The sequence below is a fragment of the Brasilonema angustatum genome, from assembly GCF_059505445.1.
In genome coordinates, this window is sequence record NZ_JCACKO010000135.1 from 62862 (window position 1) to 82947 (window position 20086).

Below are 20086 nucleotides of genomic sequence, written 5' to 3' on the forward strand. Positions count from 1 at the left end.
AAAACGTTTCTTCTGATTTTGAATTTTGTTAGCGCAGCGGGACGCAGTCCATTTTGAATTTTACTTGTGGCGGGTAGCTCAGTTGGTAGAGCGCCAATATCCTTATTCAACTCTTGCCTGAAAAGGACGAAGAATGAGGGTTATCGTTTGAAGCACGGGAGGTCGCAGGTTCAAATCCTGCCCCGCCACCTTCCATTTTTGCCTGCAAAGGCTGGGAGAGAAAGCCGTGAATTACAAATTCTTTACTCAAAAAAAGACAGCAACGCCGCAGACTCAGCCTATCCCTGGACAAGAAGCCCAGATGATCCAAGGACGTTCTGGTGGTTGGATGTTCGATGCTGATGTTTGGAAGATGCTGCAGCGTTGTTTGCTGATTGGCACGGCAAAAAGCACTTATTATGCGGGCAAAAATGAATTGACAGAAGATTTTGTTGAGGTGATAAGACAGGCGATCGCCGAAGATCCTCAGCGAGTCGCACAAGAAATCCTTTCTGCCAGCGATGGACGCGCCATTAACAACAGTGCGCCTATTCTTGCGCTGGTTCTACTGTCGATGGGTGAGTCGCCAGAAGCCAAAAAAGCATTTGGTGAAATTTTCCCGCAAGTTGTCCGCACAGGCAGCCATTTTTACGAATGGCTGAACTACACTAAGTCTTTGCGGGGATTTGGTAAAGTTGTACGCGAAGCTGGAAAAAATTGGTTTTTACGGGAAGATGTTAAGGGTTTGGCTTACCAGTTGCTGAAGTACCAGCAACGTTATGACTTCTCCAACCGAGATGCTTTGCGGCTGTTCCATGTCAAACCACCTACAGAAGATCATCAACAACTGTTTGAGTGGGTAGTCAAAGGATGGGAAGTCTTGCCAACAGAAATCCCATCTGCGGCGTTAGCACAGATTTGGTGGTATGAGTGGCTCAAGCGCAATCCAGATCAGACTCACGAAGCTATTGTCCAAGGACGCCTAACCCATGAAATGGCTGCACCTGTGGGCAAGATGGATAAATCTGCTTGGCAGTTGCTGTTTAACGAAATGCCAATTGGTGCATTGTTGCGTAACTTAGGTTCACTCACTGAAATCGGTGTTTTAACATCTGATGAACTTGTCAACTTGCAGCGAGTTGAAGCGGTTCTCAACAACAAAGAACATTTGCGTAAAAGTCGCATTCATCCAATTGATGTTTTAAAAGCACTCAAAACATATGAGTCTGGTGGGAAATTGGGACGCAGCAAAAAGACTTGGAACCCAGTTCACAAAATTGTGGACATTTTAGAAAAAGCAGTGGAACTATCTTTTGATGTCGTGCAACCCACAGGCAAAGTGTTCATGCACGCTGTTGACGTGTCTGGTTCTATGGGTTCTCCAATTGCGGATATGGGACTAACTTGTTGTGAAGTCGCCGCAACAATGGCACTAGTCACAGCAAAAGCAGAGACAAGCTATATGATTCGTGGTTTTTCCACTCAATTTTACAACTTGGGTATCACCGCCGAAGATACTTTCCGTTCAGCGGTTGACAAAGCGAGTGACAAAAACTTTGGTGGAACAGATGCATCTGTTGCTTACGAGTGGATGATTAGGAAAAAGTATAAGGCTGATGTCATCTGCTTTTGGACTGACAATGAATCTTGGGCAGGTGACAAGCATCCAAGTCAAGCATTGGCTGAGTATCGCAACAAGGTAAATCCTAATATCAAAGCAGTGTACATCACACTTGCACCTTATCAGATTACTTTGGTAGATCCGAACGATCCACTGTCTTGGGATTTGGGCGGCTTCGATCCAGGAACGCCTCGGATTATTCAGATGCTGGCTACGGGTGAATTGTGATAGATAAATTTGCTAATTTATTGCCTCCACAACATGGGGGCTTTTGTTTTTTTGGGGTAAAGTGCGATATCTGAAGACAAGCTACTATGAGTCTACGCACCATTGTTAAAATATCCACAGAAGCTGCAAGTGGCAAGATATGTCAGCCAAGGATAGATTTCACGATACAGTAAAAATAGCGCTTCAGAAAGATGGGTGGTTGATTACAGATGATCCACTACGTATTCGTATCAGTTCTACAACAAAACTGTACATCGACTTGGGCGCAGAGAAAATTATTGCAGCTGAGCGCGATGGACAAAAAATTGCCGTTGAAATCAAAAGTTTTTTGGCTGCTTCTAGAATGGCAGAATTCCATACAGCAATTGGACAATATATCAACTACCGCTACGCTTTAGTGGATTTTGGCTATAAACACACTCTATATTTAGCAGTACCCTTAATTACTTATGATGATTTTTTGACACAGCCATTTGTTCAGTCAGTGATTCAACGTAGTCAAGTAAATTTACTCATTTACGATGACGAAAAAGAGGAAGTTGTGCGATGGCAAAGCTAGATAAATACCGAGAGTATATTCAGCAATTACTCACGAAATATGCAGCGCGTGATTCTGGTGAAGATGGTGTAGAAGCGCAGACAATTTTTGACACAAAGCATGATCATTATCAGCTGATATACGTAGGTTGGCACAATCGGCGGCGGATTTATGGACCTGTGATGCATTTGGATATCAAGGATGGCAAGATTTGGATTCAGTGGAATGGTACGGAAGATGACATTGCTGCTGAATTAGTCGAGATGGGTGTAGCAAAGCAGGATATTGTCCTGGGTTTCCACACGCCTCATATGCGACAGTTTACGGATTTTGCTGTTGGATAGTTAAGAGGCGATACGCTTTGCGTCAAGCAAGCGGGCGTGGCCACATTCAGGCGATACGCGTAGCGTCAAGCCTCTGCTGTATTCCCCTCTTTATAAGTTGTCATGATATAAGTTTCCTGCTCAAAGGGTTTAAATCCCCGCTTAAGATAATTGCTAAGTGCCGCTGGATGGTCTAACGTGCAGGTATATACCGAAATGCGATGAGTTGCCTTTTTCCAAGCCTGCTCAATTGCTATTGTCAACAGATACTTACCTAGTCCACGTCCTGTATACTCCTTGAGTAGTCCAAAGTAGGCAATTTCAACTGAGCCATCTTCGTATTGCTCTAACTCAAAGTAACCGCTAGGTGCTCCTGTGTAATAAAGCACCCACAATGAAATGCTTGGTTGACTGAGGTGTGTTTGAATCTGCTCATCTGTCCAACTGCTACGATACACCCAATAATACTCACGTCCAACTTCACTATATAGGTAACGGTAAAAGGATGCAGGACAATCAAAAACCTGAGTAACGTGTGCGCAATGATCGCCTACGATCTTTACTGGGTTATGCTCATCGGGCGATCGCATTTGGAGGTGAGTTCTTGTAACTTCGATGCTTTTCATACTCAAAACTTTACAGAAGAAAAAGGAAAATATCTACTTCTGTAGACCTTTCAATACAGTCCCAAGACAGAAGATAAACTTTTTTAATCTTGATAACAATAATAATCCGTCGGGAATCTGGTAGAGTCGTCCCCCTAGCGGTTACACCTGCTCACGTTGTTCAGTTGTGCTACTAGGTGAACCACAAAGTTACTAAGAAAATTTAACTAAAGCCAGAGGGCTTGTCAAAAAATCATCCCCAGAAAACTTGACAAAACAAGAGATTTAAGAGATTTGATTGCAGACAGCAAAATCCAAAATTAAAATCAAAATCAAGATAGATGCAGCTGTAACTAAAATTAGTTGAAAATAGAAGCAAAAATCAGTACTTTGCTTTTGATTCTCCCGAAAGTCATGACATTCGATTACGACCTGTTTGTGATTGGTGCTGGTCCAGGAGGACTGGCAGCAGCTAAGGCAGCAGCAAGCTATGGCGTCCGTGTCGCTATTGCCGAACAAGAAGCCGTCGGTGGTACTTGTGTCAATCGCGGCTGCGTACCCAAAAAATTGATTGTCTACGCTGCTGATTTCGCCTTGCAAAACCAGATAGCACACAGCTACGGTTGGAGTGACGGCCAAAGCCACTTTGATTGGACACAATTCATCAAGTCTGTATACCAGCATATCGAAGGCATTCACCATTCGTATTCTAAGCAGTTCCAACAAGCTGGCATTGAATTGATTCGGGGTCATGCGACTTTCGTCGATCCTCACACTGTCGAGATTAACGAACGCAAATATACGGCTGATAAGATTTTAATTGCTGTGGGTGGGGGCGCTAATAAGCCAAACATTCCAGGTATTGAATACGCCATTACTTCCCGCCAGATGTTTGATTTACCCTACTTACCCAAACGCTTAGCAATTATTGGCGGCGGCTATATTGGTGTGGAATTTTCCAGCATGATGAACGCTTTTGGGTGCGATGTCACGCTCATTGACCATGATGAGATGATTTTATCAGGATTTGATGAGGACATTCGCTTGGGTGTTCAAGAAAGTTTCAACAAAAGGGGAATTCGCTTTATTGGCAACAGTAGCCTCAAACAGATCAAATACTCAGAAGAAAAATTGGTGTTAACCATAACTGGCGATTCCCAGAAAACAATTGCGGCGGATACTATATTGATTGCTACAGGTCGTATTCCAAATACCAAAAATCTAGGTTTGGAAAACGCTGGAGTAGAACTTGAGGAAAAAGGCGCAATAAAAGTCGATGACTACAACCGCACAACTGAGGAAAACATTTTTGCCGTGGGTGATTGCACTAATCGTCTGCAATTAAGCCCAGTTGCCAAAGCAGAAGGTCGTGCTTTTGCCAATACAGTTTTTGGCAAAAAACCCCAAAAAGTTGATTATGAACTAGCCCCCTCTGCTGTTTTTGCCCGTCCAGAAGCAGCAGCTGTTGGTATGACCGAAGCAGAAGCACGGGAAAAATTTGGTGAAATTGTAAAATGTTACAGCGTTCACTTTCAACCAATGCTATTTCAAATGACAGAAAAGGACGAACAAGCTACGATAAAAATAGTAGTGAATGGTGAATCTGAACGCGTTTTGGGCGCTCACATGGTTGGTGAACATGCCGCAGATATCATTCAAAGTCTTGCTGTTGCTATTCGCAAGGGTATTACCAAGCAAGACATAGATGAGACAATTGGCATTCATCCCACAACAGGTGAGGAGTTTCTTTTTCATTCCCTGTAAGGAAATCACTCAATGGTGTCAACAAAACATACCTGAACTTTGCGAGAATAAAATTGTACAGCAAAGAATGGGAATTTATGGCACAACGAATTGAGTGAGGGTTATCTGAGTGCGATTAGGAAATCATTTCGTTGTGCCTCAAAACTTTTCTTAAAAAGATACCATCTCACCTACAGGATATTAACTTTCATTGGTGGAGTGGTATCAAGTTTTTTTAATGATTCTTAAGGACTTAATTAACGGAAGCTAAAAACTATGACATATGATTACGACCTATTTGTCATTGGTGCTGGTTCTGGCGGTTTGGCTGCTTCCAAACGCGCTGCAAGTTACGGGGCAAAAGTAGCGATCGCCGAAAATGACTTAGTGGGTGGAACCTGTGTGATTCGTGGCTGTGTTCCCAAAAAACTGATGGTGTACGCATCCCACTTTCCCGGATTGTTTCATGATGCAGCTGGTTATGGCTGGAAGGTGGGTGAAGCACAACTAGACTGGGAACGTTTCATCACAACAATAGATAAGGAAGTTCGCCGACTCTCACAACTGCACATCAACTTTCTAGACAAAGCAGGAGTCCAACTTTTACAAGGTCGTGCTACCCTGATAGACCCGCATACAGTAGAAGTGGATGGACGTAAAGTTACAGCAGACAAAATTTTGATTGCTGTCGGAGGACGTCCTATCAAACCTGATGTATCAGGAATGGAACATGCCATAACTTCCAACGAAATCTTTCACCTCAAAGAACAACCAAAACATATCGTCATTATTGGTTCAGGCTATATCGGCTCAGAATTCGCCTCTATCATGCGCGGATTAGGCTCTCAAGTGACGCAAATTATCCGCAAAGACTTGATTTTGAGAGGTTTTGATGAAGACATCCGCCTTGAAATACAAGAAGGAATGATCAACCACGGAGTGCGGTTCATCAAGAATACTGTAGTAAAAGCCGTGGAACAAGTTCCAGAAGGTTTAAAACTGACGTTATCAGGAGAACATACTGAACCACTGACTGCTGATGTGTTTTTAGTAGCAACAGGTCGCTCACCTAATGTAAAAGGATTAGGTTTAGAAAATGTTGGAGTTGATATTGTTGAAACTTCCAGCGAAGGACCAGCATATAACACCATGAACGCGATCGCTGTCAACGAATACAGTCAAACTTCTCAACCGAATATTTTTGCTGTAGGTGATGTTACTGACAGAATTAATCTCACTCCTGTAGCGATAGGCGAAGGTCGTGCTTTTGCAGACAGTGAATACGGTGGTAACCGCCGCGTGTTCAGTCACGAAGATGTCGCCACAGCCGTATTTACCACACCAGAAGCTGCTACAGTTGGTATGACCGAAGCTGAAGCACGTTCTAAATTCGGTGACGACGGAGTGAAAATTTATCGCACTCGCTTCCGTCCGTTATTCCACAGTTTGACAGGCTCATCAGAAAAGACAATGATGAAGTTGATAGTCGATGCTAACACAGATAAAGTGTTAGGCGCTCATATGGTGGGTGAAAGCGCAGGTGAAATTATTCAAGGTGTGGCGATCGCCGTGAAAATGGGCGCAACCAAAAAAGACTTTGATGCTACTGTTGGTATCCATCCTACATCAGCAGAAGAATTCGTCACCATGCGCTAAACAAGTTAGCTACACCCGCCCCTTTGGGGCTTGGTCAAACTTCATGTCTGGTGAATTTATTTATCTTCACGGCTTTGCATCAAGTCCTGATTCTGCAAAAGCAAAGTACATACGTACTTGCTTTGCACAAGCCAATATCAAGTTAAAAATCCCTGATTTGAATGCTGGCGATTTTTCTCACCTGACAATCACTCGCCAGCTTTCTCAAATTGCGTCCGAATTCAATCATGATTCTACACCAGTCACGCTTATTGGTTCCAGTTTGGGTGGTTTGAGCGCCGCCCATCTGGGACAGCAATATCCACAAGTGCAAGGCCTCGTCCTTTTAGCGCCTGCTTTTGGGTTTTTATGCCATTGGTTACCCAAGTTAGGAGATGAGGCGATACAGCGTTGGCAAAAAGAAAGATATCTGATGGTTTACCACTATCGGGAGGAGAAACAACTTCCTCTAAGTTACGATTTCGTGACAGACGCTCGTCAATACAAAGAGGAGGCGTTGCAACGTCCCATCCCCACCCTTATCCTGCACGGACGACATGATGAGGTGATTCCTATTCAAGCCAGTCATGATTTTGCCCAAAACCGTCCTTGGGTGGAGTTGATAGAACTTGACAGCGATCACGGTTTAGGTAATGTCATGGCAGAAATTTGGCAGACAATTCGGCTCTTTTGTCAGTTTCCATAAAGTTGTATAATCAACGATCCTTAGTCATTGATTATTTTTTGCTAATGACTAATGACTCATAACTAATTATGCTGCCATTCATCAGGTCAGACTTAGCGCAATTTACCGCTTACAAACCTCATCCCAGTAGCGATACTGCTCAAAACGTCCAAGCATCTACCCAAATTGACCGCCTAGATACGAATGAAAGTCCCTACGATCTGCCACCAGAGTTAAAAGAGAAACTCGCTTGGACATATCAGCAACTCATTGAGACGAACCGTTACCCTGATGGCGGACATGAAACACTCAAGAGTGCGATCGCCGAGTATGTCAATGAATCTGCTCACCTTTGGCCATCTGTCTTCACACCTTCCCATATTTCGGTTGGGTTAGGTTCAGATGAACTTATACGCTCGATACTCATTACCAGTTGTTTGGGGGGAGAAGGCTCTATTCTGGTAGCTCAACCCACTTTTTCAATGTACGCCATTTTGGCAAAAACTCTTGGGATTCCCGTTGTCACGGTGGGTAGAAATGAGGCGAATTTTGAAATTGATTTACAAGCTGCCCAATTAGCCATAGAGCAAACTCAACATCCTCCCATCCGCGTAGTCTTTGTTGTTCATCCCAATTCACCCACTGCTAATCCCCTCACCATAGCAGAGTTGGCATGGCTGAAAAATCTACCTGAACATATTCTAGTCGTCATTGATGAAGCTTACTTTGAATTTAGTCAAGACACCCTTGTTAGTGAATTACAACAGCGTCCTAACTGGGCAGTATTACGTACATTTTCCAAAGCTTTCCGGTTAGCGGCGTTGCGGGTTGGGTATTGTGTTGCTCATCCTGAATTTATTGCCATTTTAGAAAAAGCTCGCTTACCCTACAATCTTCCCAGCTTCTCGTTAGCAGCAGCAACGGTTGCTTTGCAAAACCGGACAGTCCTGTTGGAGTCAATTGCCCAAACGCTTACAGAACGAGCCAAACTTATTCAAGCTTTCTCTCAACATTCAGCATTACAAGTTTGGGAAAGCGCGACAAACTTTGTTTATTTACGTCTCAAACCAAATAATTCTCACTCACAAGACGCTGCTGCAAAAAATCTTCACCAAAATCTGAAGGCTGCTGGCACTTTAGTGCGAGAAATCAACGGAGGATTGCGAATTACTGTAGGGACTCCAGAGGAAAATGCTCGGACACGAAATCGACTACAAGCTGCTTTACTTTGTTTAAATAAATGAATGAATTTCATTTTGATCTGACATTAACACAAAAGCACATTGTTTCAATTCGTAATTGTTGAAATAGGATGTAAAACTCACTTATACTCAAATTGTGCCTGATGAAAGCAAAACAGCTAAAATTCAGTCATCTAAACTGCTATCTTCTTCGCTACCCAGGCGGCGTAATTTTGCCACGGTTTGTGGTATCACACCCACTAAAAGGGCAAATGCCTCATCTGGCAATTGAGCAACCATTTCTGGTGGAAAGTATTGTTCAAATTGGTCTAGTATCTTCTGAATTCGCTGTCCAGGTACTTGGTTTTCTGTAATTTGTTTAATTAACCGAATCCACTGTCGCCTAATTAAGTAGGCTTTTTGGCGTTCTTCATGAGATTCCGGATTTAACAACGACAGGTTACCTATAGGCAATGCACCTCGACAATCACGATCATAATCACCACCCACGGCTGCTCCTGGACCCGCAAACTCGGCATGGTAACGTTTAAACAGTATTAAACCATTTCGTCTACGACTGTTGACGATGAAAACTTTTCCACTCAGCAGCATCGTTAGGAGGTCCGAGCTATAGGATTGCTCAGTTCCATCTGGCATGACAAGATAGTCGAGGAAACTGGTGTCAGGGCAATAAGTAGATACCATAGTAGTCTGATAGCGCTGGTAATTTTCGCTATCCATCTTTTTTCAAAATTTGAATGAACTTGGTAGTTGTTTGCACTATCAGATAAGGAATATATTTCTAGTACAATCAGAGCTTCAAACTTTCTTTACTATTAACAGTTCGCATCTCTATTTATCTTAAAGAACAAAGAGAGCTTATCAGTAATTAGGTATTCACATTTTACGAAATTTAACTGAAGTTGTCTTCTACAAAAGAAGCCTTTTATTAAAGTTTAGATAAAGAAAGATATCTAGAATACAAAGTTATCGTGAGCAATGAAATTGTTTTTAGCGTTATTTCTCTAATGTCATAATAATAATCTATTTGAGAGAGTAAGCATTAAATATTTACGTTCTTGTTTCAAGAGTCAATTATTTCTTAACAATTATGCCAACTTAATACATAAATTTTCCTAAAAAAACATTGATTTCTTCATATGCTAAGAAAGTTGTTCACATAATATTTTGACTCAATACTTGAAGTTATTTGTGATTAGGTAAAATTTATAAATATAAATCTTTGATTTTGTTTTTTTATAAATATTTGTAAATAAAGACTATCAGAAAAAACATAGTATAGCAGTCCTATTTCATTTGTGAAAAAACAAAGTACATTTGTACATTCTTCTTCCCTGTTCCCTGTTAAGCGTTCCCTACCTCAACGAATAATTTCACAGATCCTGCACGGATTCCTATATTTCTTTATTGTAACTAGTCAAGTCTATTTGGTTAGGATTCTCTAACATTTTCCGAAAAATATTCTTAATGACAACCTTTGTATTCTAGTAAATAGTCAGTCAAGAAGCCGTCATGCTCTCGTTTGTGCTAAATATCTTGAATTTGCTTATATAAATTTAGAATAAGTTAATTGGGAAAATACTCATCTTACGATTGCTGGAAACTCAATGTCAAACCACGAATAGAACACAGATTTCCAGATCATCGAAATCAAGTCCCAAGCAGACACAATCTCCTCGTATCAGATTAAGAGTATTAAGTTGAAATGTCTGTAATAGATATTCACGGGAGAGATAGAGGCTGTCTAGTGGTGCACCCGAAGCGAATAGCACAACTGTTTTGATCTGTTAATCCTACAAGTGGTGTTGCGATACACCATACGCCAGAAAACTCATTGAGGAGAGAATTCAGACAATTAAGTCGCATTTAGGCGCTTACGCAAGAGAATCTGGCGTGAACGTCTGAAAAACACTATATTCAAATGGGATTCCACTTTCTGCTCCTGATATCCCAACTTGAAATAGAGCTGCCGTGCCTGATAGTTATTTTCCAAAACATGGAGGTATAAATCTTGAAATCCCCAAGAGAGGGAAACCTTTTCACAAGCTGTCAGTAACCCAGAAGCAGCACCTTGCCTACGGTATTTTGGGTGTATAGCTAAATTAGACAAGTACGGAAAACTCTTACCTGCTTGCATCCAAGAATCGCTAAAACGCACACCCAATTCTACAGTCCCAACGATGTTGCTTGCAGTATCCTCACTAGTCATGTCAACAGCAACCAAACACAGATGATGAGGTGCAGGAGATGCGAAACGATGCCTTAAGTCTTCGTATATACCCAGACGCAATAATGGAAAAAGCCACTTTAATACACCACTTTGGCGATGAAAGCTTTCGGCAATTATTTGGGCAACACCAATCAAATCAGCAGGTGCAGCCGCACGCATTTTAAATTGGCAAGAAGCTGGAAACGCTGCGGCTAAGACTGGTTCTTGAGGAAATGAGTGAAAAAACAAAGGTTTCAAAGCTAGTTCAATTTTGATTTTATCCAATATAAATATTCTCGAATATCGTAAAACATCATCAAACCTATAGGAAAACTTTGTGAACCCTCAATACTGATGAACCGTTTACTGTGAGCAAGTGATTCAGCATAGCTTTGTGATGATCCCGATTGCTAAATTGGAGGTATGTATTTGTTGAATAGTATACTTTGCTATTTAATCTTAATTGTTGCCATATCGCAAACTTTACCATGATTGCCACCAAAAACAACTTAGTTGCTAATGTTAAAACGAGTGCGATGCTCCCTTCGGGAGCCGTCCTTTAGGCAAACGCAAAAAAACTTAACATACTGAGTGAGAGTGACGCATTGGGACAAAGAAATGGGGCAAGCCCTAATAACCCCACGATTAATCATGGGGCTTCCGGATCAACGCAAGAGGGCACAGCGGGGGAACGACTGGAAAAATCAGCCAGCCCTATTACTTCGACTCACCGAGGAGCCAACAGAGATCAACAAAAACAAGGGCTGGCTGATTTTTTTGATCCAAATGCGACGCCCCATTTCTCCAGTCATTCCCCCGGTGAACAAACTGTTATTGAACAAATCGCAACAAGTAATAACGCAGTGTTAGACTGGCTCAGGATTAAGAACACATAAGTTGATATGACACAATCGGTTACTGACAAAACTCCTATTCCAGATCAATCATGGAGGCGACACAGCGATCCACCTGGTTTGTGGATTGCTGTAGCCACTATTTCTTTTACTCTCCACTTGTTGCTCTTTTGGCTACTGCGCTCGTATTCGTATAATCTCTTATCGCAACGAAATTCGTCAAATCCTATCCCAGTAGAATTTGTAGAAATTCCTTCACAGCCAAAAGCGTCATCAAACGCAAAACCAGTTTTGTCTACAAAACCCTCGACAACTCAAAAGTCGTCTGTAACAAGCTCACCAAAGCTAGCTACTCAAGGAAATTTAACACCAAAATCCACCTCTACTATAGAAGATAGCAATGCGATTGCACTGGCAAACCCCACAAGCCCAAAAACTTCTCAACCTCAAGTAAAGGATAAAACTCAGCAACCCTTAAAAAAACAGGTTATTAAACAACCACAACCAAATCCTCAACCTATTGCAACATCTCAACCAACTCGCCAACCTGAACCATTCATAGCAAAGACTCCAGAACCTCCACTACAACCAATTCCAGAAGATACCCCACAAGCACAACAACCCCAGCCAACGCACTCGCAAACACCAGAACCTCCGCTACAGCCGACTCCAAAAGCACAACAACCCCAGCCAACCCCAGAACCAACAACTTCAGCGGATAATTCAGATACACAGAATCAACCATTACAAAATCAAACTCCAAATCCGCAGAATAACACCACAGATTCAACTCGTCCTGATTCTTCACCCGATACAGGTGAGCAACCAAAACCTCTTAATGAATCTACAGAATCACCTGGTACTCTTCCCAGACAACCTGATCAACAGGTTGCTTATGGAAAAGAAACACCGCTACCAGATCTTGCTCCACCAGTCAAACCAGAACAGCCCCCACTAGATGAGCAAAAAGGGGCAGGAGTGGCGTTAGCAACCTGGGAGATAGACACTGATGCTATTAAGAAAGATAGACAAGATAACCCTCCTCAGATACCAGCAGATTTCAAGGAAAAACAACTAGATTCCCTTCCACTCAATACAGAACTCAGCGAGCAGCCTGTAGAGTTTAAAGCTTTGTTAATAATTGATTCGGGCGGAAATTTAAATACTATATTTTTAGATCCTAAACAAAAAATTCCCGAACCACAAGCAACACAATATAAGGAATACGCCGAGAAAATTTTCAAAGGTCAAAAATTTATCCCAGCAAGCAGTAACAATGGAAACAAGCCTGATTTAGGTCAGCTTGTAGTCAACATCAAAATACAGCGCAAGTCCCCGAAGTCATGATCAAATACTTGGCATGTGACTAAAATTGTGTTATGTTCTAATAGTTGTGAATTTGCGGGCGTAGTTTAGTGGTAAAACTATAGCCTTCCAAGCTATTAATGCGGGTTCGATTCCCGCCGCCCGCTTAGCTAAAAATGAAAAAAGTTTTCAGGTAAACCCCGAAAACTTGAAGTGTCTTGCTATGAATCATTATTGCAACAAAAAAGAATATGTAATTTTTAACCGAACTTACCGCTGACGTATTCCTTGGTAGCTTGTTGTTTAGGATCTTGGAAAATAACCTCTGTGCGGTCATATTCTACAAGATAGCCAGTACGACCTCCTTTTTCGGAAGTTTGAACGTTAAAAAAGGCTGTCTTATCTGAAACCCGCGAAGCTTGTTGCATATTGTGAGTCACGATCAAAATCGTATACTGCTCCTTAAGTTCATGCAGCAAGTCTTCAACGCGTAGGGTGGAAATGGGGTCAAGAGCAGAACAGGGTTCATCCATTAAAATAACTTCAGGTTGAACCGCGATCGCCCGAGCAATACACAAACGCTGTTGTTGTCCACCAGATAAAGATAAACCACTTTGCCGCAGTTTGTCTTTGACTTCATCCCATAAAGCCGCTTGTCTGAGCGATCGCTCTACCAGTTCATCCATATCACCTTTGAAGCCGTTGAGTCTTGGACCAAAGGCGATATTGTCATAAATTGACTTGGGAAACGGGTTTGGTCTTTGAAACACCATCCCAATCCTACGACGCACTTCTACAGGGTCAATGTGAGGTGCATACAAATCTTCACCCTGGTAAAAAACTTTTCCCTCTGCTCGAAAACTTTCAATTAGATCGTTGAGGCGATTGTAGCAGCGCAGCAAGGTACTTTTACCACATCCAGAAGGACCAATAAAGGCTATTACGTTATTTCTTGGGACATCCAGCCAAATATCGCGTACTGCTAAAAAATTTCCGTAGTATACATTGAGTCCCTCTGTACGAAAAACCGTATCTGTTTGATTCCCGGTTCTAGTGTTGGTAGTCATAAATAGTGGTGCTTTTTTTTTGATTTTAGTTAAGTGTTCGATTGGCTTTTTCTATTTAAGTGTGCGACTAGTTGCCCACCGGGCAATGATATTTGTCAGCAGAACCAACAACACCAAAATCAAAGCTGCCGCCCAAGCTAGTGACTGCAAATTTGCATATGGCGAAGTACCAAAGTTGTAAACAAAAACAGCAAGAGAAGCTGTACGTTCAAATAAGCCACTAGGCCAATACTGAGAGGCTTGAGCGGTAAACAGTAAAGGTGCAGTTTCTCCAGAAGCACGAGCGATCGCCAGAGTCACCCCAGTGACAATTGCTGGTATTGCTGCTGGTAACACCACTTGGGAAACTGTTTGAAACTTAGTTGCTCCTAACCCGGTGGCGGCTTGGCGCAAATCTTGCGATACTAATTGCAAGGATTCGTCAGTAGTTCGCACTATAATGGGCAACATCAAAATTCCCAGAGCGACTCCTCCAGCTACCGCTGAGAATGTACCAGTGGTTAGAACCACAACTCCATAAGCAAACACTCCCGCTATAATCGAGGGAACTCCGCTCAAAACATTAGTAGCAAACCGAACCCAGCGAGATAGTTTTCCAGAGCTAAACTCTGTCAAATAAATTGCTGCCAAAACTCCAAAGGGAATGCTAAATAGTGCAGCAAGTGCTACTACTATTATTGTTCCGACAATGGCATGACCAAAGCCTCCTCCTGGTACGAAAGGTGGCGGTGGTAATTGGGTAAATGCGTTCAAATTCAAACTGCTGAAGCCTCGCAAGAGGACGTAAATCAGCACTGCCAGCAAGGGCAAAAGAGACAATATCCCGCATAGAAATGCTAAAACCGTCATCACGGTGTTAAACAATGTCCGGGGAGACGAGCGAGAGTAAGCCAAATTGGTGCGGCCTGATCCACCAGAGGACTGCGGTGAAAAATTAGAAGTCATATTCCAAGATACCCAAATGTTACAGTCGCTTCACTCGCAGTACTATTAACTCTGCCAAAATGTTGACAATAAAAGTTAAAACAAACAGAATTAACGCTGCGTACATTAAAGCTGAAACTTGCAGTCCGCCGGCTTCTGCGAATTGACTTGCCAGCAGAGAAGAAATCGTATTGCCTGGTGCAAATAGCGAGGCGCTAACGTTATTGGCGTTTCCAATCAATATGGTTACAGCCATTGTTTCTCCCATTGCCCGCCCGAGTCCCAGCATCACAGCACTCACAATACCAGAAAAGGCAGATGGAATAAGAACTTTTAAAATCGTTTCCCAACGGGTTGCTCCTAATCCCAAAGCTGCTTGACGCAAACTGGGCGATAAAGAAATCAAAGCATCACGAGAGATGGCTGTGATGATCGGCAAAGTCATAATCGCTAGGATGACTCCAGCGACCAACATATTAGGACCAGCGGGAATAGTGCTAAAAATTGGCAAAAAGCCCAAGGTAGAATTAAGAAATTTTCCCAGGCTTGTTAACGGGGGGACCAAAACAAAAAATCCCCAGATTCCATACACAATGCTAGGAATGGCTGCTAGCAGTTCTACCAAGAAGACCAGTACTAAGCGTAATTTTGATGGTAAGAAATTTTCGCTCAGTAAGACAGCTGTGCCAACGCCAATTGGTACAGCTATGAGTAAAGCAATAAAAGCGCTTACTAAAGTTCCGTAAATTTGCGGTAATGCCCCGTATTCATTTGTAACGGGGTTCCAAGTGCTGTTAACAATAAAGTTAGCACCATACTTCTGAATAGCAGGCAACGCCTGAATCGTAACCTGAAGGGCTATCCATACTAGGATGGCAGCAACTCCCAATGCAAAAAGCCGAGTCAGCCAAATAAAGCCACGATCCAGCGACTTTTCTGCTTGAGAAGGTGGTTTAACTATTGGAATTTGGGCTTGTGTAGTCATGACGAGACCCATTAATGGCAGAAGAAGTGGGAGCGAACCACATCAAAGAATTCAAAATTGAAAATGGACTGCGTCCTGCTGTGCTAACAAAATTCAAAAGTCACAGCAGACAAGCTAAGCGTGCTATTTACTAGCGCTGGCACCAGTAGCACTACCACCCCCAGAAATTTTATAATCTGGGCTGATGGCATCAGCAGCAGCTATCACTTTTTTTACCACGGTTTGAGGCAGAGGAACATAGCCTAGTTGTATAGCCATTTTCTGACCTTCAGTCAAGCCGTACTCAATCATGGCTTCGACTGCTTTGGCTTTTATGGCATCTGGATATTTTTTGTAAACCAAAATCCAAGTGTAGGTGACGAGGGGGTAGGACTCGTTACCGTCTGGATCTGTAATGAAGGCGCGGAGATTTCCCGGCAAAGTTACTGATTCCAGGGTTTTAGCTGCCGATTGATCGCTAGGTGCAACAAATTGCTTAGCTTTATTTTCCAAAGCAGCAAAATTGAGTTTACTATTTTTGGCGTAAGCGTACTCGACGTAACCAATTGAGCCTTGAGTTTGTTGTATTTGGGCAGTTACACCATCATTGCCCTTAGCAGCAAGCCCTACGGGCCAGTTTACAGTTTTACCGCTGCCTACTTTAGATTTCCATTCCGGATTAATTGCACTCAGGTGTTGGGTAAACACACCTGTGGTGCCACTACCTTCTGCACGATGCACAATAGTGATTGGCGTGTTAGGAAGCTTGGCGCCAGGGTTAGCAGCAGCAATTTTCGGATCGTTCCAAGACTTGATAGTGCCTAAGAAAATACCGGTATAAACATCCCGTGTAAGCTTTAGTCCCTCTACACCAGGCAAGTTGTAAGCCAGCACAATGCTACCAGCGGTCATAGGTAGCAAAAGTACGCCATTTTGCACCTTCTTGATTTCTTCATCCGTCATCGCGACGTCGCTGGCACCAAAGTCTACAAGACCTTTGGTAAATTGCTCAATTCCAGCACCGCTACCAACTGGTTGATAGTTGACTTGGAGATTGGGATTTTTCTGGTTTAAAGCCTGGAACCAAGTTTGGTACAGCGGTGCAGGGAAGGTGGCACCAGCCCCATTCAAGCTCACCTTTCCACCTAGGTCTAGTTTTCCAGGAGCACTAGCAGTAGCATCCTTTGCCGCACCACCAGGAGCTTCGCTTGTGGTATTACCGTTTTCCGCTTGCGGACCACCGCAAGCAGCTAAGCTAAGACTCAGTGCTAATACTGAAACTGTTCTTGTTAAGCAAGAAATATTAGTTACAGAGTAACGAGAAAGCATGGATATGTTTTTTTGGTGATTTTCCAGCTAAGCGATCATACTATACAGCGCGAAAGTAAAGAGAAGGTTAAGATTGTCCAAATGACTACTTTTTCTCACCCCGATATCGCAAAATATAATATTCTTTACTCGAAAAAATTTTCTCAGTGCAATTCGGTAATTCGGAAAACAAATAATACAATAGTACCTTTGTTTTAGTATAAGCTCAGCAAAAACACGCGTTTACAACAATAGTCGTTTAGGAAGTCTTTCCAATTCAGGGATCATAAAGTTCTATGAAACAGCTAAACGTCTTCAAATAAAAGTTTTGAAATTGTTAAAATACAGAGATAAAAAAACAAGATAATACAGAAATAAAAGAAAAAAATACTTAATTGATTGACATATTTGTACGAGAGTCCTTTGCATGAGTACTTTATAAATGCTAGCTGCATCCAATCAATTACTATGGTCTATGATTGGCTTATTACTAACGATGGGTGGTACCTTTTTAGAAGGTTATGTCGCCACCTCACCGTTGAGTTGGAGTCAATATGGAATTCATGCATTTTCTCTAGGTGTCACCTATCAAATTGGTGGGGTGCTGCTAGCTGGTTGTTTAGGAGGTAAGAATGCTGGTGCGCTCTCGCAAATTGCGTATATAGTAATGGGGTTAACATTATTACCAGTATTTGCTGATGGTGGTGGCATTGGTTATGTTAAAGTATCCCAGTTTGGTTATTTGATCGGTTTTATTCCTGGAGCGTGGATTTGTGGGTTTTTCGCTTTTAAAGCTAGACCTCGATTAGAAACTCTTGCCTTTAGTTGCTTTTGTGGCTTGTTAATTGTCCACTTATGCGGTATTACTTATTTGATACTCAGCTATGTTTTGCAATGGCAAGGAACAGAAACTCTGTCTTTGATGCAAGCTATGCTTAGATACTCCTGGTTTGCACTCCCTGGACAACTAGCCGTAGCTTGTGCTGTCGTCGTAATAGCATACGTGCTCCGCCACCTGATGTTTTACTAGTCATGAGTCCAAAGTCAACAGTCAATAGTGAGCCAGCGCGGACGCCACATGCCTCTGTCGGGAAACCCTCCTGCAGCAGTGGCTCGTCTTGGGGGTTTCCCCCATGAGCGACTGGTGAGACAGCGCTACAGGAGGGGAGCCACTGCGTTGGACGGGTTTCCCGGCTTGAAGCATGTGGCGTTCTCCCTCCGTAGGCGACTGCGTTAGCGCGCAGCGGAACCGAAGGTTCTCCCCGATAGCCGTAAGGCGTGGCGTTAGCCATAGGGCGAACCCGTAAGGGTCGAGAGTTGTTTGACTAATGACTGTTGACAAATGACTAATGACTAATGACTAATGATTAATTCACCATGAGTGTAAAAAATTTCCTCTTCTGGGTTGCTGCCTTTTTAGCTTTTCTCTTAGACCAACTGACAAAATACTGGGTGGTGCAAACCTTTAACTCAGGACAAACACAAGCCCTGTTACCAGGGATATTTCATCTTACCTACGTTACCAACACTGGTGCAGCCTTTAGTTTGTTCACAGGGAAAGTAGAGTGGTTACGCTGGCTATCTTTAGGAGTGAGTTTAGCATTGATAGCACTGGCATGGTTTGCAGTGTTGAATTTTTGGGATCAACTAGGGTATGGTTTAATTTTAGGGGGAGCCATCGGTAACGGCATTGACCGGTTTGTTCATGGCTACGTGGTTGATTTTCTGGATTTTCGACTAATTAACTTTCCAGTTTTTAACTTGGCAGATGTCTTTATTAATATCGGTATTATTTGCCTACTGATTGCTACCTTTCAAAAAACACCCGCTTCACATCGTAGATCACGGTAAAAAGTCAAAGAAAAAATAAAAAGTCCGTCTGACGGACTTTTTATTTTTTGACCCCAGACTCTCACCTGAGGGCATAGATTTCTTCAGATACGACAGTTAGGCAAGGCTAAAACTGCTTCTTGACTCCATCTGTACTGGGCTATTTTTACCTACCAGAGCCTGGAGGTCCAGAGGGAGTTGGAGGAGTGCTGGGATCAGTGGTGCTGCCAGGGTTAGCAGGGTTACCAGCGGGAGGCGGGGCGATTTCATTTGTACCACCAGGAGTATTTGTAGTGCCTGGGTCAGCAGGTCCAGTACCTGGTACACCTGTGCCACCAGGAGTGCTGCTATCAGGAGCACCTGTTGTTCCACCAGGAGGAGTCGTTGGAACGTCGCCTGTACCACCACCAGGAGGAGTCGTTTTAGTATCTCCACTGGGGGTAGGATTAGCAGCAGGAGGCGGCGCGACTTCGTTGCTGCCGCCGGGAGTGCCTGTTGTGCCAGGATCAGCGGGTGCAGTGCCTGGTGTTCCTGTACCACCAGGGGTACCGCTGTCAGAAGGTTTCTTTGGTGTTTCAGTACTGCTACCCGAAGGGCTTGATGTAGATGCTGAGCTTCCTTGACACCGGGAATTAAGAGGGTAATCCTTACAAAACTTTTCCTTATTTACCCTTGGTGAAAGTTTGAGTTCCCCCGATGATCCAGAGGATGGACCTCCGCTAGATTGACCTATCAGGAATTTGGTTGACTGGGCAACAGCAACGTTGCTGGTTAAAGCTAGAGTTAGTGCTGCACCGATAAGGGTCAAATATTTTCCGTTCATATTACTTCACCTCAACACCTCAACGGAGTACTTCCGCTCATTAAACCAAAATATGAGCTTTTAAGAAATCATCCTAAAAGAAGATATGTATTGTTGCTTTTAAAATTCTTATATGTTAACAATATAGGGTTTATCTGTTTACTTTAATAAAGTAGTCAGGGAAAAAATACAGCATTGGAAGTCTCAACTTCACAAAATGTGAAGAAAGTAAAGGTAGACAAAACAAGCATGACAAGGTAACAA

19 protein-coding genes and 2 tRNA genes are annotated in these 20086 nt (G+C 42.8%); 13 read left to right on the forward strand and 8 right to left on the reverse strand.

Going from position 1 to position 20086, the window contains the following annotated elements:
* The first annotated feature begins 67 nt into the window (after nucleotides 1-67).
* The 4 genes from AC5JM2_RS24345 to AC5JM2_RS24360 all read left to right on the forward strand — a co-directional run bounded on the left by AC5JM2_RS24345 (nucleotide 68) and on the right by AC5JM2_RS24360 (nucleotide 2710).
* A tRNA-OTHER gene (locus tag AC5JM2_RS24345) sits at nucleotides 68-189 on the forward strand.
* 37 nt (nucleotides 190-226) lie between these two features.
* Complete coding sequence (locus tag AC5JM2_RS24350; RefSeq protein WP_495837393.1) at nucleotides 227-1828, forward strand: TROVE domain-containing protein; 1602 nt, start codon at nucleotides 227-229, stop codon at nucleotides 1826-1828.
* Between the two features lie 139 nt (nucleotides 1829-1967).
* Nucleotides 1968-2387 carry a XisH family protein gene (locus AC5JM2_RS24355; RefSeq protein ID WP_495837394.1) on the forward strand — a complete coding sequence of 140 codons (420 nt, stop codon included), beginning with the start codon at nucleotides 1968-1970 and terminating at the stop codon, nucleotides 2385-2387.
* The gene (locus AC5JM2_RS24360) at nucleotides 2375-2710 is read left to right on the forward strand and encodes a XisI protein (protein WP_495837395.1); all 336 of its coding nucleotides are present in this window, start codon (nucleotides 2375-2377) and stop codon (nucleotides 2708-2710) included. The genes AC5JM2_RS24355 and AC5JM2_RS24360 overlap by 13 nt, the downstream gene beginning before the upstream one ends.
* A gap of 65 nt (nucleotides 2711-2775) precedes the next feature.
* Here AC5JM2_RS24360 and AC5JM2_RS24365 read toward each other — a convergent pair whose 3' ends face one another.
* Nucleotides 2776-3315, reverse strand: a complete 540-nt coding sequence (locus AC5JM2_RS24365; protein WP_495837396.1) for a GNAT family N-acetyltransferase — start codon at nucleotides 3313-3315, stop codon at nucleotides 2776-2778.
* Between the two features lie 393 nt (nucleotides 3316-3708).
* On the opposite strand from AC5JM2_RS24365, the gene gorA reads away from it, so the two are divergent.
* From gorA to AC5JM2_RS24385, 4 genes are all read left to right on the forward strand, one after another.
* The gene (gorA, locus tag AC5JM2_RS24370; protein ID WP_495837397.1) at nucleotides 3709-5058 is read left to right on the forward strand and encodes a glutathione-disulfide reductase; all 1350 of its coding nucleotides are present in this window, start codon (nucleotides 3709-3711) and stop codon (nucleotides 5056-5058) included.
* A gap of 255 nt (nucleotides 5059-5313) precedes the next feature.
* Complete coding sequence (gor, locus tag AC5JM2_RS24375; protein ID WP_495837398.1) at nucleotides 5314-6693, forward strand: glutathione-disulfide reductase; 1380 nt, start codon at nucleotides 5314-5316, stop codon at nucleotides 6691-6693.
* A 43-nt stretch (nucleotides 6694-6736) separates the two neighbouring features.
* Nucleotides 6737-7378 carry a YqiA/YcfP family alpha/beta fold hydrolase gene (locus AC5JM2_RS24380; RefSeq protein ID WP_495837399.1) on the forward strand — a complete coding sequence of 214 codons (642 nt, stop codon included), beginning with the start codon at nucleotides 6737-6739 and terminating at the stop codon, nucleotides 7376-7378.
* Between the two features lie 68 nt (nucleotides 7379-7446).
* The gene (locus tag AC5JM2_RS24385; RefSeq protein WP_495837400.1) at nucleotides 7447-8601 is read left to right on the forward strand and encodes a histidinol-phosphate transaminase; all 1155 of its coding nucleotides are present in this window, start codon (nucleotides 7447-7449) and stop codon (nucleotides 8599-8601) included.
* Between the two features lie 123 nt (nucleotides 8602-8724).
* Here AC5JM2_RS24385 and AC5JM2_RS24390 read toward each other — a convergent pair whose 3' ends face one another.
* Together AC5JM2_RS24390 and AC5JM2_RS24395 are read right to left on the reverse strand one after the other, a co-directional pair.
* Complete coding sequence (locus AC5JM2_RS24390; protein ID WP_495837401.1) at nucleotides 8725-9279, reverse strand: hypothetical protein; 555 nt, start codon at nucleotides 9277-9279, stop codon at nucleotides 8725-8727.
* A 1135-nt stretch (nucleotides 9280-10414) separates the two neighbouring features.
* Nucleotides 10415-11053 (reverse strand): GNAT family N-acetyltransferase, encoded by a 639-nt coding sequence (locus tag AC5JM2_RS24395; protein ID WP_495837402.1) that lies wholly within the window; start codon nucleotides 11051-11053, stop codon nucleotides 10415-10417.
* Nucleotides 11054-11373: 320 nt separating this feature from the next.
* Here AC5JM2_RS24395 and AC5JM2_RS24400 point away from each other — a divergent pair, with 320 nt between their 5' ends.
* The 3 genes from AC5JM2_RS24400 (at nucleotide 11374) to AC5JM2_RS24410 (ending at nucleotide 13094) form a co-directional block, all read left to right on the forward strand.
* Nucleotides 11374-11664, forward strand: coding sequence for a hypothetical protein (locus AC5JM2_RS24400; protein WP_495837403.1), 291 nt, complete (start codon nucleotides 11374-11376; stop codon nucleotides 11662-11664).
* Between the two features lie 6 nt (nucleotides 11665-11670).
* On the forward strand, nucleotides 11671-12969 hold the full coding sequence (locus AC5JM2_RS24405) for a hypothetical protein (RefSeq protein ID WP_495837404.1): 1299 nt from the start codon (nucleotides 11671-11673) through the stop codon (nucleotides 12967-12969).
* A 54-nt stretch (nucleotides 12970-13023) separates the two neighbouring features.
* A tRNA-Gly gene (locus AC5JM2_RS24410) sits at nucleotides 13024-13094 on the forward strand.
* Between the two features lie 93 nt (nucleotides 13095-13187).
* Here the strand turns inward: AC5JM2_RS24410 and pstB are convergent.
* The 4 genes from pstB to pstS all read right to left on the reverse strand — a co-directional run bounded on the left by pstB (nucleotide 13188) and on the right by pstS (nucleotide 17211).
* Nucleotides 13188-13994 carry a phosphate ABC transporter ATP-binding protein PstB gene (pstB, locus tag AC5JM2_RS24415; protein WP_495837405.1) on the reverse strand — a complete coding sequence of 269 codons (807 nt, stop codon included), beginning with the start codon at nucleotides 13992-13994 and terminating at the stop codon, nucleotides 13188-13190.
* A 51-nt stretch (nucleotides 13995-14045) separates the two neighbouring features.
* Nucleotides 14046-14939, reverse strand: a complete 894-nt coding sequence (gene pstA / locus AC5JM2_RS24420) for a phosphate ABC transporter permease PstA (RefSeq protein ID WP_495837406.1) — start codon at nucleotides 14937-14939, stop codon at nucleotides 14046-14048.
* Nucleotides 14940-14958: 19 nt separating this feature from the next.
* Nucleotides 14959-15903 carry a phosphate ABC transporter permease subunit PstC gene (pstC, locus tag AC5JM2_RS24425; RefSeq protein ID WP_495837407.1) on the reverse strand — a complete coding sequence of 315 codons (945 nt, stop codon included), beginning with the start codon at nucleotides 15901-15903 and terminating at the stop codon, nucleotides 14959-14961.
* Nucleotides 15904-16026: 123 nt separating this feature from the next.
* Nucleotides 16027-17211: a phosphate ABC transporter substrate-binding protein PstS gene (gene pstS, locus AC5JM2_RS24430; RefSeq protein WP_495837408.1), complete on the reverse strand. Its 1185-nt coding sequence runs from the start codon at nucleotides 17209-17211 to the stop codon at nucleotides 16027-16029.
* Between the two features lie 421 nt (nucleotides 17212-17632).
* Here pstS and AC5JM2_RS24435 point away from each other — a divergent pair, with 421 nt between their 5' ends.
* Nucleotides 17633-18220, forward strand: a complete 588-nt coding sequence (locus AC5JM2_RS24435) for a biotin transporter BioY (RefSeq protein WP_495837409.1) — start codon at nucleotides 17633-17635, stop codon at nucleotides 18218-18220.
* A 347-nt stretch (nucleotides 18221-18567) separates the two neighbouring features.
* A complete protein-coding gene (gene lspA, locus AC5JM2_RS24440) occupies nucleotides 18568-19041 on the forward strand; it encodes a signal peptidase II (RefSeq protein WP_495837410.1) in 474 nt (157 codons plus the stop codon).
* A 145-nt stretch (nucleotides 19042-19186) separates the two neighbouring features.
* On the opposite strand, the gene AC5JM2_RS24445 is transcribed toward lspA, so the two are convergent.
* Entirely contained in the window at nucleotides 19187-19843 is a 657-nt protein-coding gene (locus AC5JM2_RS24445) for a hypothetical protein (RefSeq protein WP_495837411.1), read from the reverse strand.
* Nucleotides 19844-20086: the final 243 nt, after the last annotated feature.